The organism is Synechococcus sp. RS9916 (genome assembly GCF_000153825.1).
Classification (GTDB): domain Bacteria; phylum Cyanobacteriota; class Cyanobacteriia; order PCC-6307; family Cyanobiaceae; genus Synechococcus_C.
The window spans coordinates 803,419-821,092 of the sequence record NZ_DS022299.1; the positions used below are offsets into that span (position 1 = coordinate 803,419).

22 protein-coding genes and 1 tRNA gene are annotated in these 17,674 nt (G+C 55.5%); 18 read left to right on the top strand and 5 right to left on the bottom strand.

Annotation, left to right across the window (positions count from 1 at the left end):
• Nucleotides 1–79 precede the first annotated feature (79 nt).
• The 13 genes from nrdJ to RS9916_RS04390 all read left to right on the top strand — a co-directional run bounded on the left by nrdJ (nucleotide 80) and on the right by RS9916_RS04390 (nucleotide 11,134).
• Nucleotides 80–2,410 carry a ribonucleoside-triphosphate reductase, adenosylcobalamin-dependent gene (nrdJ, locus tag RS9916_RS04330; RefSeq protein WP_038023258.1) on the top strand — a complete coding sequence of 777 codons (2,331 nt, stop codon included), beginning with the start codon at nucleotides 80–82 and terminating at the stop codon, nucleotides 2,408–2,410.
• A 52-nt stretch (nucleotides 2,411–2,462) separates the two neighbouring features.
• Nucleotides 2,463–2,547 (top strand) — tRNA-Ser (locus RS9916_RS04335).
• A 145-nt stretch (nucleotides 2,548–2,692) separates the two neighbouring features.
• Nucleotides 2,693–3,787 (top strand): hypothetical protein, encoded by a 1,095-nt coding sequence (locus tag RS9916_RS04340; RefSeq protein ID WP_007098034.1) that lies wholly within the window; start codon nucleotides 2,693–2,695, stop codon nucleotides 3,785–3,787.
• A 75-nt stretch (nucleotides 3,788–3,862) separates the two neighbouring features.
• Complete coding sequence (locus RS9916_RS04345; protein ID WP_007098035.1) at nucleotides 3,863–4,090, top strand: hypothetical protein; 228 nt, start codon at nucleotides 3,863–3,865, stop codon at nucleotides 4,088–4,090.
• The gene (locus RS9916_RS14790) at nucleotides 4,090–4,248 is read left to right on the top strand and encodes a hypothetical protein (RefSeq protein ID WP_007098036.1); all 159 of its coding nucleotides are present in this window, start codon (nucleotides 4,090–4,092) and stop codon (nucleotides 4,246–4,248) included. The genes RS9916_RS04345 and RS9916_RS14790 overlap by 1 nt, the downstream gene beginning before the upstream one ends.
• Before the next feature lie 771 nt (nucleotides 4,249–5,019).
• The gene (locus RS9916_RS04350; RefSeq protein ID WP_007098039.1) at nucleotides 5,020–6,150 is read left to right on the top strand and encodes a hypothetical protein; all 1,131 of its coding nucleotides are present in this window, start codon (nucleotides 5,020–5,022) and stop codon (nucleotides 6,148–6,150) included.
• A gap of 290 nt (nucleotides 6,151–6,440) precedes the next feature.
• Entirely contained in the window at nucleotides 6,441–6,626 is a 186-nt protein-coding gene (locus RS9916_RS04355) for a CCRG-2 family RiPP (RefSeq protein WP_007098041.1), read from the top strand.
• A 109-nt stretch (nucleotides 6,627–6,735) separates the two neighbouring features.
• A complete protein-coding gene (locus tag RS9916_RS04360; RefSeq protein WP_007098042.1) occupies nucleotides 6,736–6,918 on the top strand; it encodes a hypothetical protein in 183 nt (60 codons plus the stop codon).
• Between the two features lie 114 nt (nucleotides 6,919–7,032).
• Nucleotides 7,033–7,269, top strand: coding sequence for a Nif11-like leader peptide family natural product precursor (locus tag RS9916_RS04365; RefSeq protein ID WP_007098043.1), 237 nt, complete (start codon nucleotides 7,033–7,035; stop codon nucleotides 7,267–7,269).
• 217 nt (nucleotides 7,270–7,486) lie between these two features.
• Nucleotides 7,487–7,738 carry a Nif11-like leader peptide family natural product precursor gene (locus RS9916_RS04370; protein ID WP_007098044.1) on the top strand — a complete coding sequence of 84 codons (252 nt, stop codon included), beginning with the start codon at nucleotides 7,487–7,489 and terminating at the stop codon, nucleotides 7,736–7,738.
• A gap of 494 nt (nucleotides 7,739–8,232) precedes the next feature.
• Nucleotides 8,233–8,424, top strand: coding sequence for a hypothetical protein (locus RS9916_RS04375; RefSeq protein ID WP_198003395.1), 192 nt, complete (start codon nucleotides 8,233–8,235; stop codon nucleotides 8,422–8,424).
• A 1,332-nt stretch (nucleotides 8,425–9,756) separates the two neighbouring features.
• The gene (locus RS9916_RS15245; protein WP_255346325.1) at nucleotides 9,757–9,882 is read left to right on the top strand and encodes a hypothetical protein; all 126 of its coding nucleotides are present in this window, start codon (nucleotides 9,757–9,759) and stop codon (nucleotides 9,880–9,882) included.
• Between the two features lie 907 nt (nucleotides 9,883–10,789).
• A complete protein-coding gene (locus RS9916_RS04390) occupies nucleotides 10,790–11,134 on the top strand; it encodes a hypothetical protein (RefSeq protein WP_038023261.1) in 345 nt (114 codons plus the stop codon).
• Nucleotides 11,135–11,147: 13 nt separating this feature from the next.
• On the opposite strand, the gene RS9916_RS04395 is transcribed toward RS9916_RS04390, so the two are convergent.
• From RS9916_RS04395 to RS9916_RS04410, 4 genes are all read right to left on the bottom strand, one after another.
• Nucleotides 11,148–11,528 carry a hypothetical protein gene (locus tag RS9916_RS04395; protein ID WP_232199615.1) on the bottom strand — a complete coding sequence of 127 codons (381 nt, stop codon included), beginning with the start codon at nucleotides 11,526–11,528 and terminating at the stop codon, nucleotides 11,148–11,150.
• Nucleotides 11,529–11,572: 44 nt separating this feature from the next.
• A complete protein-coding gene (locus tag RS9916_RS04400) occupies nucleotides 11,573–11,815 on the bottom strand; it encodes a hypothetical protein (protein WP_038024169.1) in 243 nt (80 codons plus the stop codon).
• Between the two features lie 273 nt (nucleotides 11,816–12,088).
• On the bottom strand, nucleotides 12,089–12,727 hold the full coding sequence (locus RS9916_RS04405; RefSeq protein WP_007098053.1) for a DUF938 domain-containing protein: 639 nt from the start codon (nucleotides 12,725–12,727) through the stop codon (nucleotides 12,089–12,091).
• The gene (locus RS9916_RS04410; protein ID WP_038023263.1) at nucleotides 12,720–13,043 is read right to left on the bottom strand and encodes a helix-turn-helix transcriptional regulator; all 324 of its coding nucleotides are present in this window, start codon (nucleotides 13,041–13,043) and stop codon (nucleotides 12,720–12,722) included. The genes RS9916_RS04405 and RS9916_RS04410 overlap by 8 nt, the downstream gene beginning before the upstream one ends.
• A 135-nt stretch (nucleotides 13,044–13,178) precedes the next feature.
• Between RS9916_RS04410 and RS9916_RS04415 the strand changes: the two genes are divergently transcribed.
• The 4 genes from RS9916_RS04415 (at nucleotide 13,179) to RS9916_RS04430 (ending at nucleotide 16,388) form a co-directional block, all read left to right on the top strand.
• Nucleotides 13,179–14,216 carry an ArsJ-associated glyceraldehyde-3-phosphate dehydrogenase gene (locus tag RS9916_RS04415; protein ID WP_038024170.1) on the top strand — a complete coding sequence of 346 codons (1,038 nt, stop codon included), beginning with the start codon at nucleotides 13,179–13,181 and terminating at the stop codon, nucleotides 14,214–14,216.
• A complete protein-coding gene (arsJ, locus tag RS9916_RS04420; RefSeq protein ID WP_007098056.1) occupies nucleotides 14,213–15,466 on the top strand; it encodes an organoarsenical effux MFS transporter ArsJ in 1,254 nt (417 codons plus the stop codon). Before RS9916_RS04415 ends, arsJ begins: the two co-directional genes overlap by 4 nt.
• A gap of 49 nt (nucleotides 15,467–15,515) precedes the next feature.
• Nucleotides 15,516–16,073, top strand: a complete 558-nt coding sequence (locus tag RS9916_RS04425; RefSeq protein WP_007098057.1) for a thermonuclease family protein — start codon at nucleotides 15,516–15,518, stop codon at nucleotides 16,071–16,073.
• A 75-nt stretch (nucleotides 16,074–16,148) separates the two neighbouring features.
• Nucleotides 16,149–16,388 (top strand): hypothetical protein, encoded by a 240-nt coding sequence (locus RS9916_RS04430; protein ID WP_007098058.1) that lies wholly within the window; start codon nucleotides 16,149–16,151, stop codon nucleotides 16,386–16,388.
• On the opposite strand, the gene RS9916_RS04435 is transcribed toward RS9916_RS04430, so the two are convergent.
• Nucleotides 16,372–16,617, bottom strand: coding sequence for a hypothetical protein (locus tag RS9916_RS04435; protein ID WP_007098059.1), 246 nt, complete (start codon nucleotides 16,615–16,617; stop codon nucleotides 16,372–16,374). The two genes, RS9916_RS04430 and RS9916_RS04435, sit on opposite strands and share 17 nt — an antisense overlap.
• Before the next feature lie 185 nt (nucleotides 16,618–16,802).
• Between RS9916_RS04435 and RS9916_RS14315 the strand changes: the two genes are divergently transcribed.
• Nucleotides 16,803–17,075 (top strand): hypothetical protein, encoded by a 273-nt coding sequence (locus tag RS9916_RS14315; protein ID WP_156777467.1) that lies wholly within the window; start codon nucleotides 16,803–16,805, stop codon nucleotides 17,073–17,075.
• The last annotated feature ends 599 nt before the right edge of the window (nucleotides 17,076–17,674 follow it).

Below are 17,674 nucleotides of genomic sequence, written 5' to 3' on the forward strand. Positions count from 1 at the left end.
CCGCCAATGGTGGCAACGATCACTTGCAGCCACCATGGGTGGCGTTAGGGTGCAAATACGATCGATACCGAGTCCCTACGTGACGCTGACACCAAGCCGTGTGACGGACGCCCAAACGCTTCCTCTCACCAACGGTGACTTCCCGGCCACGGCACCCGCAGCCAACCCCGTTTTTTATCGGACCTACAGCCGTAAAACGAGCACAGGGCGTGAGAGCTGGGCAGAGGTCGGAACCCGCAACCTCGAGGGTCTTCGTCGCCTCGGCAAGCTCTCCGATGCCGATGTTGCGTTGATGCAACGCATGCAAGCCGAGAAAAAGGCCCTGCCGTCTGGCCGGTGGCTCTGGATCGGCGGCACCCCATGGATTGAGCAGCAGCACAACTTCTCTGGGGCGTACAACTGCACATCCACGAATCTTGTGGATTGGGAAGCCTTCGGTCTGATGATGGACCTGGCGATGATGGGTTGTGGGACTGGCGCGATCATCGAACCACGCCTGATCGATCAGCTCCCAGTGGTGCTGAACCCGATTGAGGTGCTCAGCGTTAGTGACATCGGCGTGACGCCTGCCGGCCAACGTCAAGAGACCACGAGTCACACCATTGAAGGGAATACGGTCTCGATCAAGGTGGGGGACACCCGCCGCGGATGGGTTGACAGCTACCAATTGCTGCTTGAACTCTGCAGCGACGAACGCTTCAACGGCGAGACCGTGCAGGTTCGCGTTGATTTGTCTGACGTCCGCCCCGTCGGTGAAACCCTGAAGGGTTTTGGTGGCATGGCCAACCCGGTCAAGCTGAAAGATCTCTACGCCCGTGTCGCACGACTGCTGGGCAAAGCCATCGGTCGTCGCCTGACCTCTGTCGAGTGTTGCCTCCTAATCGATGAAGCTGCCGTCACCATCGTGGCGGGGAACATTCGACGCAGTGCAGGCATGCGTCAATTCGCCTCCGACGATCACGCAGCCGCTTCTGCCAAAGACAACCTCTGGCAACAGGACGAAGACGGCAATTGGCGCATCGATCCCGAGCGGGACGCCTTGCGCATGGCGAATCACACCAGGGTTTACCACACCCGTCCCAGCAAACAAGTTTTGTTGGATGCGGTCACGAAGCAGTTTCACAGCGGTGAGGGCGCCATTCAGTTCGCACCTGAAGCCATTGCCCGTTCCAACGCCGATTTGCTCACCACTCCCGAACTTCGCCAGGAGTTTATTGATCTCTACTGCGATCAAGGACGCGATGAGGCTGGGCGCTGGTTATCCCTGAACCATGGTCCGATCGAAGCCGACGAACTCGAGCATCGTCTGAGCCGCTATGGCTTGAATCCCTGCGGTGAAATTCTGGGCGCGGATTTCCACTGCAATCTGGCTGAGGTCCACCTCAACCAAATCGATCCCAGCGACGAGGAAGGGCAACGTGATGCGTTCCGTGCGGGTGCGCTGTCGGTGGCCTGCCTGCTGAATCACAAGTTTGAAGTCGAGCGCTATCGCCAGAGCCGTGCCTGGGACCCGATCGTGGGCGTGAGCTTCACCGGCTTATTTGACTTCTTCGTCCATGCGTTTGGTACCCCCTGGCTGACCTGGTGGGAAGCTGGTCGACCCGACACGGAGGAGGGACGCGAATTCAAGCGCCAAGAGGCCGATTACCTCAAGCGCTGGAAAGCCGTGGTGAACGAAACGGTCTGGGACTACTGCGACCGGCATGGTCTGCGCCGGCCCAATCGCTGCACCACAGTGCAGCCTGCTGGCACCAAGAGTCTGCTGACCGGTGCAGCGCCTGGATGGCATCCCCCCAAGGCACAACGTTTCATTCGTCGCATTACCTTCCGGAAAAACGATCCGGTGGCGATGGCCTGCATGGACTACGGCTACACCGTTGTGCCTTCTCAGTCGGATAAGGACGATCAAGGACGTCTACTCGATGATCCCTTTGATCCCCGTTGCACCGAGTGGCTGGTGGAAATTCCCACAGAAGTGAGCTGGGCCAACCTGCCAGGCGCTGACGCTGTAGACATCAATGCCTTCTCTGCGATGGCGCAGTTCGACTTCTATATGCAGGTGCAGACCCACTACACCGCGCATAACACCTCTGCAACGATCGAGTTCCGTGAGAACGAGATTGAGCCGCTGACTGAAGCACTGCATCAGACCATCGAGAACGGAGACGGCTACATCTCCGCAGCCCTCCTGGCCCGTTTTGATGCAAACGCCACCTTCCCGAGGCTTCCGTTTGAACCGATCGATGCGGAAACCTATGAGCGGATGCAGGCAGACGTAGTCGCACGCCGTGTGAACACCAACTTCTTCGATGCCCTACAGCGCTATGACGGAGGCGAACTGACCGAAGCAGGGCCTGCCGGATGCGATTCCGACAAATGCCTTCTTCCTCTGGCCAAACCAGAGAATTAAGCGGGGTCACCCTTTAAAATGGGGATGATCCATTGATTGGGTCAGCCCGCCTGGAGAGGTGGTCGAGTGGTTGATGGCTCTGGTCTTGAAAACCAGCGAGGTGCGAGCCTCCGTGGGTTCGAATCCCACCCTCTCCGTTTACGAAAACCCAGTCACTGACTGGGTTTTTTAGTGTCTGGGCGCTGTTTTGGGCGCTTTTTCTAGGGGCCGCTTGGCGGGCCAGGAATGGCTAAAAGGTGGCAAACCTCGCCATAAAGTGGCAAAAAACTGGCAATGCCAGATATGGATCTCAGCCCGCTGAACGCCAGCCTCAAGTCCCGTGCCATCCGTGGCACCGTCGTCGCGGTGAGCGGCTCGCTGTACTGGCGGGTTGCTGTGACCGATGCGCAGGGCAAGAGAGGCACCAAGCGGATTCGGCTGGCTCTGAAGGCTCAGCCCACCACGTTGCTCAAAGCAGAAAACCGCGTTGTCGAGCTTGCCGGTCTGATTGAGGATTTAGGGCATCTTCCAAGTGAGCTGCCTTGGGATGCACCAGTCCCTGCAATTAAGACTGCAGCTAATTCAGTCCTCACCGTGGCCGAGGCGGTTGAGCGACTTGAGAAAGACTTCTGGCAGAGCAAGATGCGCACCAGTGCAGCCGAGAGGACGTGGGCTCGGATCACAGCCGAAACAGACCGTTTGCCACAGCAGGCCACGCTGACGATGGATCTGTTGGTTGGTGTTGGTGAGCAGCAGGTGCCTGGCTCACGAACCCGCGTTGAGTTCCTGAAGGTCTCGAAGAGGCTGGCCAAGCTCGTCGGAGTCGAAGGCACCGATCGGCTCGACGCCTTGCGGACGCCATATGAACCGGAGGCCAGGGACATCCCTTCAGATGCTGAGGTGGCATGGCTGCTTGAAACGGTGATGGCCGACCCCACCTGGGGGTGGTGTTCTTGGGCATTGGCTACCTACGGTTGCCGACCGGCTGAAGTCTTCTCGCTGCGCCCAGCCGATGACGGTACCGCCCAGGTGCTGACGATTAAGCGCAAGGGCAAGCTACCCACCTGGCGCACAGCCTTGGCGTTACCTGTTGCGGGCGAAGGTCCAGGGCAGAGGTCGGTGCCATGGGATGTGGCTGCTCCGGCTAAATACGATTCAGCGCAAGCAAAGCTGCAGTGCGATCGGTGGCAGGGCTGGCTTAAACGCCGTGTTGCTGGTGCCCAGCTCTATGACTTGCGCCATGCCTGGGCCATTCGCAGCATCAGCAAGTTGCCCTCAACTTCGATCGCCGCGAAATGCATGGGCCACGACATTGCCGTGCATCACCGGACGTATCACCGCTGGTTGGATCAGTCAGATATTGCTGCCATAGCCCGCCAACTTCAGACAAAAAACTGAGTCTTGCGGGGGCCTGAATAACGCTTGCCCGCAACCCTCGCCAGGATGAAACTGGAGACCTGAAGCATCCCCCCGATGCCCGATTTCTCACCACTGATGGATGGAATAGACGCGGTGGTGGCAGAGATCGACGTGCATTGCGACTGCTTGGCTCAAGACCTGCTGCCTGATGACCGGGAGCACATTGAGCGGAACCTTGCTGGCGGCTGCGCCAGGGGGCTGATGCTGATCGCCTTGCACCAGCAGCTGCTCAACATCCAGCTCGATCGGATGGTGCTTGATCAGCTGGTTGAGGCCGACTGATGCCCAGGGCGCTTACCTACACCGAAATGATGAACGGCGGCCGCCAGCAGATGGATGAAGACGAGCACGCCCGCGAGCAGGAGCTGCAGCAGCGGGTTGATGCCCTGGAGAAGAACGTTGATCAGCTGGAGCAATGCCTTGTTAAGCCGTTGCCTTAACAACAAAAGTCATGACCATTACTGCAATCGCGACAGTGCCACCGAAGTAGGCAACGTTCGTGTGGAGTCCTTTCATGCAGCCTCTGCGAGTCGTATGAGTCTGCTGTTTTTTCTCTGGTCGATGGCTAAGGCTTAATGCCTAAATCTCCGCCAAAGAGGAAGGCCGCCCCTCCCGGTGGAGAGACGGCCTAGCTCGCTCGCTTGTGCATGGATCAACCCATCACGTCAGAAGAGAGAGATGTTGGAAGCTTCTGGCTAGAGGCGCCCTGGGGCCATTTGCTCTAAGGATTGGGTCGTTTTCTCCGAGGGCACCTAGGGCGGTGCAAGTGGAGCGTCGATTGGCGTGGCGGACCATTGCGTGCCTACCAAAGGACCAACCCAGGTCATTTTTGAGACTGTTGGAGCAGGGGCCAGAAAGTCAGTCTGCTTCTGGGGTTTGCTCCGGTGGAGTGTCGGCCGTCATTGGCTCCTCCGATCTCGATGGCCACACTTTGTCTCTGCAGCAGTCCATCTGGCATCGGTCGAATCGCGCATTGCCTCACAGGGCAAAACATTCCAAATTCAGACCGGCGTGCCTGAGGTCAGCGACAGCCTGATCCACCCTCCGCAAGCCCGAAAACCGGAGGAGGATCATTGGCTCGCCGGATCCGGCAGGGCACTGCCCCTAGGGAACGTTCCAGGCGTCGGTGATTGAGTCGATTGCCCTGGCTGCTGCCAATACGGGCGCAACCAGGCAAAACCCGGCATCATGCGCGCACTAACGCCTGATCCATGCAGCGTTCCCTGCGCCTGTCGTTATCGCTGAGCGGCGTTGCTGCACTGGCACTCTCCAACACCCTTCTCTTCCCTGCTGCTGCTCAAGATGCAGACACCGCTGAGGATCTTGGCGGTGTGATGAGCATCAGGCTCAAGGATGTGGTCAAGCCACGTATTGGCTTCCAAGGCGCACTGCAGGGTGCTGGTACTCCCAACCAAGCAGGCATCGGCGGGTTCCTGCCGCTGTCTGTTAGCGAGAACAGCGTTTGGTTCCTTGATGCCCTCGCAAACGTCAACTTCGCTGATCGTGATGGCTATAGCAGCATTATCAACACCGATGTTGCTGGCACCACCATCTCAACCTCATCACGGCTTGGTTACCGCTGGCTGAATGGAGAACGCAGCTGGATGTATGGGCTGAATGCTGGTTATGACAGCCGGCCCCTGACTTCAGGTGATGCAGATACAGGAGTGAACGTCAGCAATAAAAGAACCGCTTTCTTCCAGCAGCTTGCTTTCAATGCAGAAGCAGTTTCCAATAGCTGGACATTGAACGGTTATGGACTGATCCCTGTCGGTGATGTGGAACAGAAGCTCAATAGCGTTTACCAGGGCGGTGCATTGAACACCTACGGGCTTGATGCTGGTTATTTTATTACTCCAGTCTTGAAAGCATCAGCTGGTTATTACTACCAACACCGTGATCAAGAAGAAGTTGATGGATCTGGCGTGCGTGGACGCTTGGCTTATGAAATGACCAGTGGAGTCACAGCAGGGGTAAACATCTCCTATGACGAAGCATTCGATACGCGGGTTTCTGCAGACCTTAAAGTTCGCATTGGTGGTGCAAGTACAACAGCGCAGCGCAAAGCGGTTCAACAACTGCCTGTAATCAAAGCCTTAACATCAACACCAAGCAACAGAGATGTTAGGGTGCACGACCAATGTTACTGCACAGAGGGTTGCGGTACAGATCGGTACACTATGTACTGTCCATATACAGGAAAGTCGCTACAGAGATATAGAGAGGAGGAAGCAGCAGCACATGAGTCCCAAATGCGCGCTATGGAGTCCCAAGAGCGCGCTGAAGAACGCAAAGAAGACCCAAATGACCCTTTAGCAAAATTGGGATTTCCGCGATTTTAATTAGACAAAATGCTATTGACCTTAACCTCCAAAGCCCCTGCGGTTACAGGGGCTTTTTATTTCTTCAGACACACCCGTAAGCCAGCAAATCAGCCTCCAATACCTGGCACCATCGCCAGCATTATGTGGGCTTTTTTATTAGATAGTTGGCTCGGTGGTGCAACTGCAGCCGAAGCCCTGTGACCAAGATCACAGCGACTGTTGACCCAGATCAATGAAGCGGGTGGCGATCACGGCGATGGTGTGTGAGTCGGAGGGAGACCTCCACCACACCTCACCTACAAAGAACAATGACCAACACTGAACTCACCCTCGATCAACTGCAAGCCATCAGCGGTGGTGCTGCTTTTATGAAAATTGGAGGCATCAGGGGTGAATATCGCCAGGTGCGTCGATCCAACTTTGCAGGTCGTGGCTGCACCTCCCCGAAGAACAACGTCGGCGGCAGCGCTGGTCCTGGTGGTGACGACATCTGATCAGCTGCTGACAACACGATCACCAGCCCCGCCACGAGCGGGGTTTTTTATTGCCTGCTGCATTGAGCTGCCGACCGTTGCTATGACTGCTGAAGCGACCTAGCCAGCGATGTCCGAAAAAAACACCGACAACAAAGAACTCTCAATGGATGAGTTGAAGGATGTAGCTGGTGGTGGAATGAGTTTAGACAGACTCGGCACTCATAACTTCAAGGGCAAAAAGGTGACCAAGGAGAACCGTTCTGTAATTGATGGCGACCTCAACGACAGGGCTGATGACATTTGCACATGACCTAATTAGAAGGCAAAACTACCGACTGTAGCGGGGCTTTTTATTGCCAGCTGCCGCCGCTGCCGCTGCCGCTGCCGACCGTTGCTATGACTGTTGGAGCGACCGTTGCCAGCTATGTCAGAAGAACAACTCAAAGCCTTCCTGGAGAAGGTCAAAGCAGACACCAGCCTTCAGGAGAAGCTGAAAGCTGCTTCGGATGCTGATGCAGTAGTTGCGATTGCAAAGGCTGCAGGGTTCACGATCACCACAGAAGACCTAAACTCTCATAGACAAAATCTGACTGAGGATGAGCTTGAGGGTGTGGCTGGGGGAGGGTGTGCTGGGACTAATATGTGTGTATACACATCATAATATGTGTGCTGGGGTGACTGGATGTGTGGGCTTGGGTTGCCGAGGTAGCCTACACACTCACAAAACCCCTGCAACCGCAGGGGCTTTTTACTTCTTCAACCTCGCCAATAAGCTCATAAATTAGCCTTCAATACCTGACACTTCAAATGACTTAGCCCCACCAAGAGCGGCGTAATTACTGAACCAGTGCTATGACTACTGTATTAGCACCTGTCCTATGTCAGAAGAACAACTCAAGGCATTCCTGGAGAAGGTCAAAGCTGACACCAGCCTTCAGGAGAAGCTGAAAGCCGCTTCGGATGCCAATGCTGCTAGTGCTATTGCCAAAGAAGCAGGATTTAGTATCTCTGCTGATGAATTCACTAAGGCTCCATCAACTGAGCTTTCAGCCGAAGAGCTGGAAGGCGTGGCTGGGGGGGCGACGAAGCCGCCGAGAGCAACGAACTTGTGGAACTGGTGCAACTGCTGATTGTTGATTCTTTGGTTGCATAACTAGCACAGCAAAGCCCTTGCATTAACAAGGGCTTTTTATTTCTTCAATCACCCCAAAAAGACCATCAATCAGCCTCCAATACCTGGCACCATCGCCCGCATTTAGCGTGCTTTTTTATTAGATAGTGGGCTCAACGGTGCATCCGCAGATGACCCAACCTGAACATCACCCACGGCGATGCAGAGAAGTTGAAATTGAAGGACTCAAAGGACTGGTGCCCCCACAGCCCCAGTCCTTTGCCACGGGGTGGACGCCCCAGCCCTGAATCACAGATTCAGAGACCTCACCCGCTATTAACGGGCAAGCAACCACATCGGCAGACCCTCCAGCATCCAGTGGCTTGATCAGACATGAAACCTAGAAAGACACCAGTTTCTTAAGAGAATCCATCGAAGACAAGCAGAGGACGTGAAGCCGGAGTGATGGTGAAGATGCATCGAGGAATCGAACTCCGACTAGAGGTATTCAACATGAATTTCCTTGTCACAGCACTGTCACCACTTGCAGTAGCGACAGCACCAAACGTTGACCTCAACACCAATTACTTTAAGGGTGAAGCTATTGAATTCAACGTGAAACACGAATTTATCGCTGGAGACACACGCGACTTTTTTCTACATCTCACACAGCAACAACAAGAAGACGTGATTGCATCAAATTGACAAAGAAAACTAAAAAAGCGAATACACTATAAATTCCTTGCACAAGTCGGACAAGGCCAGGTCGGCTAGGAGCTAGTAATTCGACATGCAAACATCAACTTCTCTTTGATTTCCAGAAATTCACAGGGCTTGTGTTCAAGCCGTTAGATTAATTCGGTTGGAAATAGTATGCGGCACTGAACAACACGTCAGATTCCCATCCTTAATTGCTTCGAGACCACCAATCTCTAAAAGAGGAAACGGAAGTCTCCTTTCAACGCTCCCTATGCCGTGCTTGCCCTCGATTCATTGACCTGGCGCGACGAGGTTTGTGATCTTGGTCAGGAGCACAGACAACTGGTGATATCTCAACAGTCATAAAGCAAGGCACCACGCTGCTCACGCCGGTCAGGATCGGCTTCCTTCATCTGCGATTCGTCATATTGCGTCGCTCGCAATGGGCATGCACTTGCCCTGAAAGGCCTGTGTTGTCCATCAGCGATCCATTCACCAACAGGGTGACCATGCGCAGTGTGGATTGGCATCAAACAGATGCAACATCAACCCTGGTTTAGCCCATGCAATCCCAGAATGCTCAGCCATTGTTGCCAAGAATCACCAATTCAGAACCTCTTCGTCTGTCAAACAACCGCAGGCATTAAAAAACCCCGCCTGTGGCGGGGAGTGAGACTAATAGGGGCGTGATCGAGGCAAGCCAGCTTGGCGCTGTCTCTTGAGCCACCAACCGTCGTCTTCCGGTGGAAAACCAGGCGCAGATTCCATCACATCAAGGCCTGCAGAGACGGTTTCAAGGAGATCATCAGCCAACTCAATGAGCTGATTGGGAGTCATTCGTTCTGTCATGGATTTAGTCGCGTGTGATTTGATTGGTGATGTGTTGGGGTTGTGGCCCCTTGACTTCTCCAAGGTCACACCCTGAATGGTGCAAAGCAGTCCATGGAGTGGGTGGAGAGAGAGAGAAGAGATGGTGAAGGTCTGGTGAAAGAGCACGAGCCGATGGCCCACGAAAACGCGCGTGACGGGGATTCGTTTCGTCGTGGGACAAGGTCTTCAATGACCACGGTTGCGACCGCTAGACATTGTTCAAAGCAGGAAGGGTTGGTCGTTGAGAAGGGTTCTGGCACAGGCTTTACTGACGTCGAAAGCCAAGATGAACAACACTGTTTGAGTTCCTCGCAATAGCAAGCTGCCCTAGAAAATTTCCCTGGCTATCCCTAGAGCAGCAGACTCGATGCGCCGATGCTTCGCAATTGGCATGTGTTCTGGTCCGACCCTGATGGTGAAGCAGGGGTGGCGCCAGTCTCAGCGAGAACGCATGAGCATGCCTGCCAGGTGGTTCTGGAGCTTCACCCGGGAGCACGCGTCAGCGCCATTGACGCGGAGGTGATGGACCCAACATGGAGGCCATCGCTGATGGTCGACTGGCTGCAGGACTGGGAAGACGACTTCACTCCCTAGCCAACGACCAAACTCCTCTCAACGCGCAACGATTCAGGCTTGCTAAGCGGTCGCGTGATGGAGTGGCTAGGTTCGCTACGCCTTTCATCAAAGCGATGATCCCCGAACCTTACGAGCTTTTCGATATTGACAAGACCTCTGACAAATTGTTCCTGATCGGAACTTCGTGGGTCGTACTGTTCTTGATGCTTCTTTGAAGCCAAAAGATCACTCGCTTTCAGTGACGCATTCGATGAGGCATCTCTGCAGAGATGTTTTTTTTTCGAAATGACAGAAGCGAACTAATAATTCCGGCCCTTCAGATATCGTTTCACAATCTTGTGGATGATCAAAGCGCCACCCGCAGATGATGCGATAATAATCAATCCTAGAATAATATCTCCATCAAGGAGGCCAATTAGACCAAAGACAGCGATGATGAGGCAGAAGACATAAAGCGAGGCGACACCCTGCCAGAGCCTTGAGCTCATTTCAAATTTCGAGAATTCGTCGAAGTTCATAACTACAACCTTGAGCTACCAACTCGAGTTTCGACATGTTAAACCTGGCCAATTCGAAGATCCCCCTAGCTTAAGACTTCATTGGGAATCGTGAGAGAGCCGTCGTTATTGGCCTTCTGCGTACTTTGATCAAAGCAGAACTGCATGCGCCAAAGCCCACAAGCCAAGCCGCATGCTCTTTAGCAGTTGCATTGTGCATGCAATGGACATCCACTTGACACACCAGGATTTGATACTGACGTATGAATCCAATCAATTAAATCAAAAGACTGATGATGATCATCGACGCCTTTGTGCAGACAAGGTAAACATGCAGAGGTGCAGCTGCAACGAAACACTCAAAAATACACATTTGTCATGACTGTTGCAATTCAATAGACTGCAAGCAGTGAAATACAGACGACACAGTGACAGCGACTGATCGGCCCATCAAGCGGATTCAAAATCTCACCGGACTCCTTGCGTTATCAACCGCAGCCTGGGTTTATACGCCAACAGCGCTTGCAAATGAAAAGCCAACCCAGATCTTTCAACAGCAATCTATTCCACTTTCCAGCATCCTCAACGAATGGAAAGCCAAGGGCCTCAACGCCAACACCTACCTCTGTGTTTGCGACCAAACCCTTTGCGACACAAGGCCAAGTTGGCCATTTCGAACCTTCAAGACTGGTGAGGCCATTCCTGTGCTGGGAGAGTTCAATCGTGATCAAGCCAGCCGGCAAGGGTTTATCTGCGCCCGGAGAATGAATTAGCCTTCTGATGTATTTAGCAAGGATGAATCGAACTATCCTTGCTGCCACTGGATCGATTGATCAACGTTTGCAGCTCACCAATGGGCCAACCAAGATTTCGCAGGTGACCCAAGAGTTGCTTTGAGGCAGTGAAATACCCAGCTCCATACGTTGAGGAAAAGCCAATTTCCTCAACAGTCATCAACAGCAAACGATGCTCTCTCTGCGTTCCCTCGCGCTCACCAAAGAGAACAAAACCACGGTCATCCAAAAGCTGACGTTGCTCTCGATTCAGTTCCTCAGCAAAACCAATACGCAGGGTGTGATCCATTTCGCGATAGGCCGTAAAGACTCGGGCTTGGCGATGCTCTTCTAAATACTGATAGCGCTCGGTGACGGCAATCACCGACTCCATGCAAGGCGCCACAAGCGCCTGCTCCATTGCCTCAAGACTGACCATCACGCACCTCCAAGACCACTGGCTGCAAGGCGCTCCTCGCAGGCCAGTTCGTAATTACGGATCGCTCCGGCAGGAATCGAGCCATTGCTCTTGAGCTGCCGAACCGAGAGCTCAACGCACTGCAGCACGACACTCGTGAGCTCACGCCCTTCGCATTGCGCCCAGCTACGCAGAAGCACATGAAGACTCGGCGGCACAGACACCGTGAGCTTCACCTGATTTTCACGGGGCAAGGCCTTCATCCATCCGGCTTGCAGTGCCTCAAGAATACCGCTTGAGTGACTTCCGAGCAACTCACCAGTAACTCCAGAGCAACTACAGAGCATCCCCGAAGAGCTTCTCAAGCCTTCAGGGAAGGCCAGAAGAATCCGGATCACAGGCGCAACGTGTGCAGCCGAGCCGGTGATGTGCTGGCAGAAAACGATCAAGGCGGCGAACCAACAAGCAAGACCCAAACCCCCAACATGCATTGGGTCGAGGCGATCGATGAAACGCGGCCTCCTGGCTGTCTTCGATCAGCGCGTGAAGGCCACCATCAAATTGTTAGCAGGCATGGTTTCAACCCGCGTCGCAGTGAACCCACAGACACCAGCGAGATGCTGCACAGACTCCAAGTCCCGAACCCCCCAGCTGGCGCAACGGCTTCGCAACGAAAGATCAAAGCCTGCATTGCTCTCGCTGGTGTGCGCACCTCCCTGCCGAAATGGCCCATAGAGCACCAATGGACCACCGGGATTCAAACGATCAGCGGCCTCAGCAACCAAGGCCTCACAACATGCCCAAGGGGCGATATGGATCAGATTGATCGCCAACACCGCATCCAACCCCGCTTCGAAAGGATTGGGGAGGGACCAAGGCCTGCTCCTCACATCGAGCTGAATCGGGGCTGGCATCGTGTGACTGAAGCCGACATGGGAACGCCAGGCTTCCGCACTGGCGCAATGGTCAGGGTCTGGATCGCTCGCAAGCCAATGAATCCCGGGGAATTCACGCTGAAACGCGACCGCGTGCTCTCCACTTCCGCAGGCGATCTCGAGCACGTAGCCCCTTGTGGGAAGCCAGCGCTTGAGCACCGCTGCGATGGGCTCCCGATTCCTCTGGGTCGCCGGGAACCACAAACGGTGGTCAGCGTCAGGCCCCAGAGGCTCAACCATCGCAACAGCGTGCAGTCGCCTGAGAGCGGAGAACTAGGGCCGCAAGCCAGTCTTGCAATCCCTGAATGACCTCAGGGCGCAATCGGTAATACACCCATCGACCGCTCTGACGATCCGCCAACAGGCCGCATTCCTTCAAGACCTTCAGATGGAAGGAAAGACGGGACTGAGCGAGACCGAGATCAGTGGTGAGCTCGCAAACACAGCGCTCTCCTGCGGCAAGAGCCTCAATGATCTGCAGTCGCACAGGGTCCGCCAAGGCCTTCAGAAGGCTGCGGGCTAAGGCGGAATCTGTCGCAACTTGCACAGGGCTCATCCATTCGGGCACCTCCAGAGGTGCCTTCGCTCGTAAGTCAACGGTATCGAGACAGGGACCAAAGCAGTTGCATCAACAGTTGTTGATGCATCAAGATTGATTGATGAACTGAGTTGGGCTCCCGGCTTCCACACCATGCGCATTGGCATCAACGGATTCGGACGCATCGGCAGGCTTGTGTTTCGCGCCCTCTGGGGACGAGCTGGCATCGAATTGGTGCATGTGAATGATCCGGCCGGTGATGCTGCCGCAGGAGCCCATCTGCTGGAGTTCGATTCGGTTCATGGTCGCTGGAATCAAGAGATCCAAGTCCACGCAGAGGGTTTCAGCGTGGGAGGCCAACCACTGACCTGGTCACAGCACAACACCCCAACGGACGTGCCTTGGCAAGACCTTGGTGTGGACATGGTGCTGGAGGCCAGTGGTCGCTTCAAAACCCCCGACACCCTCAATCCCTATTTCGATCAGGCGGGCCTCCAACGCGTTGTGGTGGGCTGCCCCGTGAAAGGCACCGTGGCGGGTCATGAAGCCCTCAACATCGTCTACGGCATCAACCACGATCTCTACAAACCCGAGCAACACCGATTGGTGACTGCCGCCTCCTGCACCACCAATTGCCTGGCCCCAGTGGTGAAGGTGGTGCACGAAACCTTCGGCATCGACCACGGGATGATCACCACCATTCACGACATCACCAACACCCAGGTGACCGTGGATGCCTTCAAATCGGATCTCCGTCGTGCCCGTTCCGGACTGACCTCACTGATTCCGACCACAACGGGATCAGCCAAGGCGATCGCCATGATCTTCCCCGAGCTGAAAGGCAAACTCAACGGCCATGCAGTGCGTGTGCCGCTGCTGAACGGCTCCCTTACCGACGCCGTGTTTGAACTCAAGCGAGCGGTCACAGTCGACGAGGTCAATGCAGCCTTTGAAGCAGCTGCTGCAGGGCCCCTCAAGGGAATTCTGGGCTTCGAAACACGCCCGCTCGTGTCGTGTGATTACACCAACGACAACCGCAGCTCCGTCATTGATGGTCCTTCAACGATGGTGGTGGATGGCACCCAGCTGAAGGTTTACGCCTGGTACGACAACGAGTGGGGATACAGCAGCCGAATGGCTGACCTGGTTTGCCACATCGTCGAACTGGATGAGGCTTGCGATCAGCGATGAAGCTCTCCGCTCTCCAGCAGTACGGCGTGGTGACAGCCAATTACTGGGCTTTCACCCTCACCGACGGGGCCCTGCGCATGCTCGTGGTGTTCCATTTCCACGAACTTGGCTACAGCACCCTTGAAATCGCCTTCCTGTTCCTCTTCTACGAGTTCTTTGGCGTCATTACCAACCTCTATGGCGGCTGGATCGGTGCCCGCTACGGACTGCGTCTCACCCTTTGGGTCGGCACGCTGCTGCAGATCTTGGCCCTGATGATGCTGATCCCAGTCTCAGAGAGTTGGCCAAAGCTCTTGAGCGTGGGCTACGTGATGGCAGCTCAGGCGATCAGCGGCATCGCGAAAGACCTCAACAAAATGAGTGCCAAAAGCGCCATCAAAACGGTGGTCGGCAGCGGCTCGGACGCAGCCGACCAGAACAATCAACAGTTGTTCCGCTGGGTAGCCATTCTCACCGGCTCTAAGAACGCACTGAAGGGTGTGGGTTTCTTCCTCGGTGGCATCTTGCTCACGGCACTGGGATTCAATGCAGCCGTGGGCTGGATGGCGGGAGGTCTCGCCATGGCCTTCCTGATCACCCTGGTGCTGCCGGCTGAAATCGGAAAAATGAAGAGCAAGCCTGCCTTCTCGGCGCTGTTCTCCAAATCCCACGGAATCAATGTGTTGTCCCTGGCGCGGTTCTTCCTGTTCGGAGCCCGGGATGTGTGGTTTGTGGTCGCCCTGCCGGTGTTCCTTGAGGCCTCACTCAAGTGGAGCTTCTGGGAGATCGGTGGCTTCCTGGGCCTGTGGGTGATCGGCTACGGAATCGTGCAGGGTTCCGCTCCGGGGCTGCGCAAGCTCTGGGGGCAGAGCCAAAGTCCTGGCTCTGCAGCAGTGCAATTTTGGTCGGCGTTACTCACCGCCATTCCTGGTTTGATCGCGGTCGCCCTATGGCGCAATGCCGATGTGAGCATCGCAATCACCGCAGGGCTGGCAGCCTTTGGCGTTGTGTTCGCGATGAATTCATCCATCCACTCCTACATGGTGCTCGCCTACACCGACCAGGAGAACGTCAGCCTCAACGTTGGTTTCTATTACATGGCCAACGCTGCCGGACGCCTGGTGGGCACCCTGCTCTCCGGCGCTGTCTTCATGCTCGGGCGCACCGAAGCAGCGGGCATGCAGGCCTGCCTGTGGGCATCGACTCTGTTGGTGTTGCTGTCATGGGTGACAAGCCTGCGTTTGCCACCCACCAAAGCCGCAACGGCCTGACACAACCAGGATGATGCTCCTTAGATCGCTCCATAAGCATTCCTCGGCCATGACATTCCGCAACCGGATCATCAAAGGGATGGCCTGGACCATGGCAGCAACGATCGGGTTCGCCGGTGAGCTGGTGCGAGCAGCCGAACCCCAACCCCGCCAAACAGTGACTGTGCTGAGGGTGAACAACGGCCAGGAAGTCTTGGTGGAGATGAATGGGACAGGCCTCAGCGTCCGGCTGAGCTGTCTGCAAGCACCACGACCCTCGCAACAACCCTGGGCCCAACAAGCCACTGAAGCGCTTCAACAACAGCTCCCCAAAGGCAGTGAGCTGATCTTTGAACTCCGCGCCCGCGATGTTTACGGGCGCCAGGTGGGACGCCTTCTCCGGCGCAGAACCGACGCCGGTCCTGGTGAAGACGTGGCCGAACGACTGCTCCGTGACGGCAAGGTGTTCACCTACGACGGCTATCTCGGTCGCTGTGACGATCTCCCCTACAGCCGCTGGGAAATCGAAGCCCGCAAAAAGCGTTTGGGTGTTTGGAAAAAGCCAGGAGGGCTGGCACGTCCCTGGGACGTGCGCGATCGGATGGGGGACAACCCGCCTCCCCCGTAGGAAGGAGAAACCGTCTTCATCGACACATCAGCAATGGCCGCCGCAAGGCTGAATGGAAGGGTCTCTACGCCATCTATGGCCTACGAACCAGGTAGTCAGGACTGCCGCCTCTTAATTGATGCAAAGGTCAGTTTGGAGAGGGCCTTGCACACCTTGAGTGGATTGCCGCATACCGACCACATCCAACGACAGCTCGTCTCGATCTATAACCAACTGGAAGGCCTCCATGACCTGAAACGGGCTGGAGGCACCGACGTGTCATTGCGCACTGCCGACTGGAGTGCCTCCAATCCCAGCCTCAACCCACCCGCTTGATCAAGACTCTGTGACTGCGTGATGAGGTGCGGTAGCACTTGCGCTTGGCAAAGTGCTGCTGCGCCATCGATTGGCGTGAGTCAACCTTGATCCACTCCGATAACAATTTGCTTGGCAGATTGGTCTGCCTTTCCTGCTCCTGCCGCCAGTATTCCTGGATCGAGCGTGGCCAGTGTTTTGCCATGCGCTCACTGTGCGGGCGCTGCTCTTCGGTGATCATCACCTTCATCTCGCCACACCAACCGAGGGACAACTCACACCTAGCTACGCCAACAAGAGCTAGCCAATCCGCAACAATTCAAAGGCCATGGATGTTGTGCTGATGGCTTCAGCCGATGATCGGTTCGAGAGCGACTGGCATCTGGATGACCAACCGACTGGAGCAACTGTTTGCAGTTGTGATCACAGCCGGTCTTGTACTGGGAAATTTTTTGCTGTTCACACCATGGCGGAACGGTAAGGATCCGCGCCAGAACCAAGCCACGCCAACCGAGTTACGACCTCAACTCAAACCGTGACAAGGAACTGACTGGATCGGCCTTGGCTAGAGAAGATGGAGAGCCATTTGATTGCGTCGTGTTCGAAAACAAGCAGCGTCCTGCATGGATGAACTGGCTGTTCCTGGCCATTTTTCTCTGGTCGAGTTGGCAGCTGGCTGGATTCTGGTTTGCCCAACTGAACGGCTGATCACGGGAGCGCGGGCCAACGGCGTCAGATCCTGTCATCGGTCCCGAGCTAGTCAGTCAGATCCGACGACCCTGATCAATCCAGCATGAACGTGTCCCACGGAGCACGTTCATGCATTCTTCGGTTCTCTTGAAGCAGGGCCTCTGTTTTGCCCCCTGCGCCGCCTTGGCGGCCATGGCTCTGGCGACAGGTGCAGCGCCCTCTCAGGCCCATCACAGGGTGTCTTCCAATGCTGGATGGCATGGACAACAGCATCAGCATGCACTGTTCCACACACGCAAAGACTGGGAGCTTCGGAATTTGCATCGGCGACGCGCGATCGTTCGCAACGCTTCGCGGTGCATGCGTCGCGCCCAATCCACGCGTGCTTTAAAGCGTTGTGAACACAACTTTGATCAAGCCCTCAGCGACTTTCGCCACGACAGGGCACGCGCATTGAGGAAAGAACGCATCAAACGATGGAGGCATCGACACAACAACCGTTGGAACGATCCAACAGCGAGGAACGCCTGGAGGCGCCGTTAAACGCCCGCCATCAGCGACGCGCACCAGAGTCGCCAGCCATGCAGCGAGAACATCCCGAAACTCTCTGTTTATGG

Excerpts from the sequence above, each read along its gene's own strand:
- RS9916_RS04410 (WP_038023263.1), bottom strand. The coding sequence starts at position 13,043 with ATGAGCCCTGTGCAAGTTGCGACAGATTCCGCCTTAGCCCGCAGCCTT.
- RS9916_RS04355 (WP_007098041.1), top strand. The coding sequence starts at position 6,441 with ATGACCAACACTGAACTCACCCTCGATCAACTGCAAGCCATCAGCGGT.
- RS9916_RS04400 (WP_038024169.1), bottom strand. The coding sequence starts at position 11,815 with ATGAAGGCCTTGCCCCGTGAAAATCAGGTGAAGCTCACGGTGTCTGTG.
- RS9916_RS04395 (WP_232199615.1), bottom strand. The coding sequence starts at position 11,528 with ATGGAGTCGGTGATTGCCGTCACCGAGCGCTATCAGTATTTAGAAGAG.
- RS9916_RS04435 (WP_007098059.1), bottom strand. The coding sequence starts at position 16,617 with ATGAAGGTGATGATCACCGAAGAGCAGCGCCCGCACAGTGAGCGCATG.
- RS9916_RS04405 (WP_007098053.1), bottom strand. The coding sequence starts at position 12,727 with ATGGTTGAGCCTCTGGGGCCTGACGCTGACCACCGTTTGTGGTTCCCG.
- RS9916_RS04370 (WP_007098044.1), top strand. The coding sequence starts at position 7,487 with ATGTCAGAAGAACAACTCAAGGCATTCCTGGAGAAGGTCAAAGCTGAC.
- RS9916_RS04340 (WP_007098034.1), top strand. The coding sequence starts at position 2,693 with ATGGATCTCAGCCCGCTGAACGCCAGCCTCAAGTCCCGTGCCATCCGT.
- RS9916_RS04350 (WP_007098039.1), top strand. The coding sequence starts at position 5,020 with ATGCAGCGTTCCCTGCGCCTGTCGTTATCGCTGAGCGGCGTTGCTGCA.
- RS9916_RS04345 (WP_007098035.1), top strand. The coding sequence starts at position 3,863 with ATGCCCGATTTCTCACCACTGATGGATGGAATAGACGCGGTGGTGGCA.
- RS9916_RS04360 (WP_007098042.1), top strand. The coding sequence starts at position 6,736 with ATGTCCGAAAAAAACACCGACAACAAAGAACTCTCAATGGATGAGTTG.
- RS9916_RS04415 (WP_038024170.1), top strand. The coding sequence starts at position 13,179 with ATGCGCATTGGCATCAACGGATTCGGACGCATCGGCAGGCTTGTGTTT.
- RS9916_RS14790 (WP_007098036.1), top strand. The coding sequence starts at position 4,090 with ATGCCCAGGGCGCTTACCTACACCGAAATGATGAACGGCGGCCGCCAG.
- arsJ (WP_007098056.1), top strand. The coding sequence starts at position 14,213 with ATGAAGCTCTCCGCTCTCCAGCAGTACGGCGTGGTGACAGCCAATTAC.
- RS9916_RS04375 (WP_198003395.1), top strand. The coding sequence starts at position 8,233 with ATGAATTTCCTTGTCACAGCACTGTCACCACTTGCAGTAGCGACAGCA.
- RS9916_RS04430 (WP_007098058.1), top strand. The coding sequence starts at position 16,149 with ATGGCCTACGAACCAGGTAGTCAGGACTGCCGCCTCTTAATTGATGCA.
- RS9916_RS04365 (WP_007098043.1), top strand. The coding sequence starts at position 7,033 with ATGTCAGAAGAACAACTCAAAGCCTTCCTGGAGAAGGTCAAAGCAGAC.
- RS9916_RS04425 (WP_007098057.1), top strand. The coding sequence starts at position 15,516 with ATGACATTCCGCAACCGGATCATCAAAGGGATGGCCTGGACCATGGCA.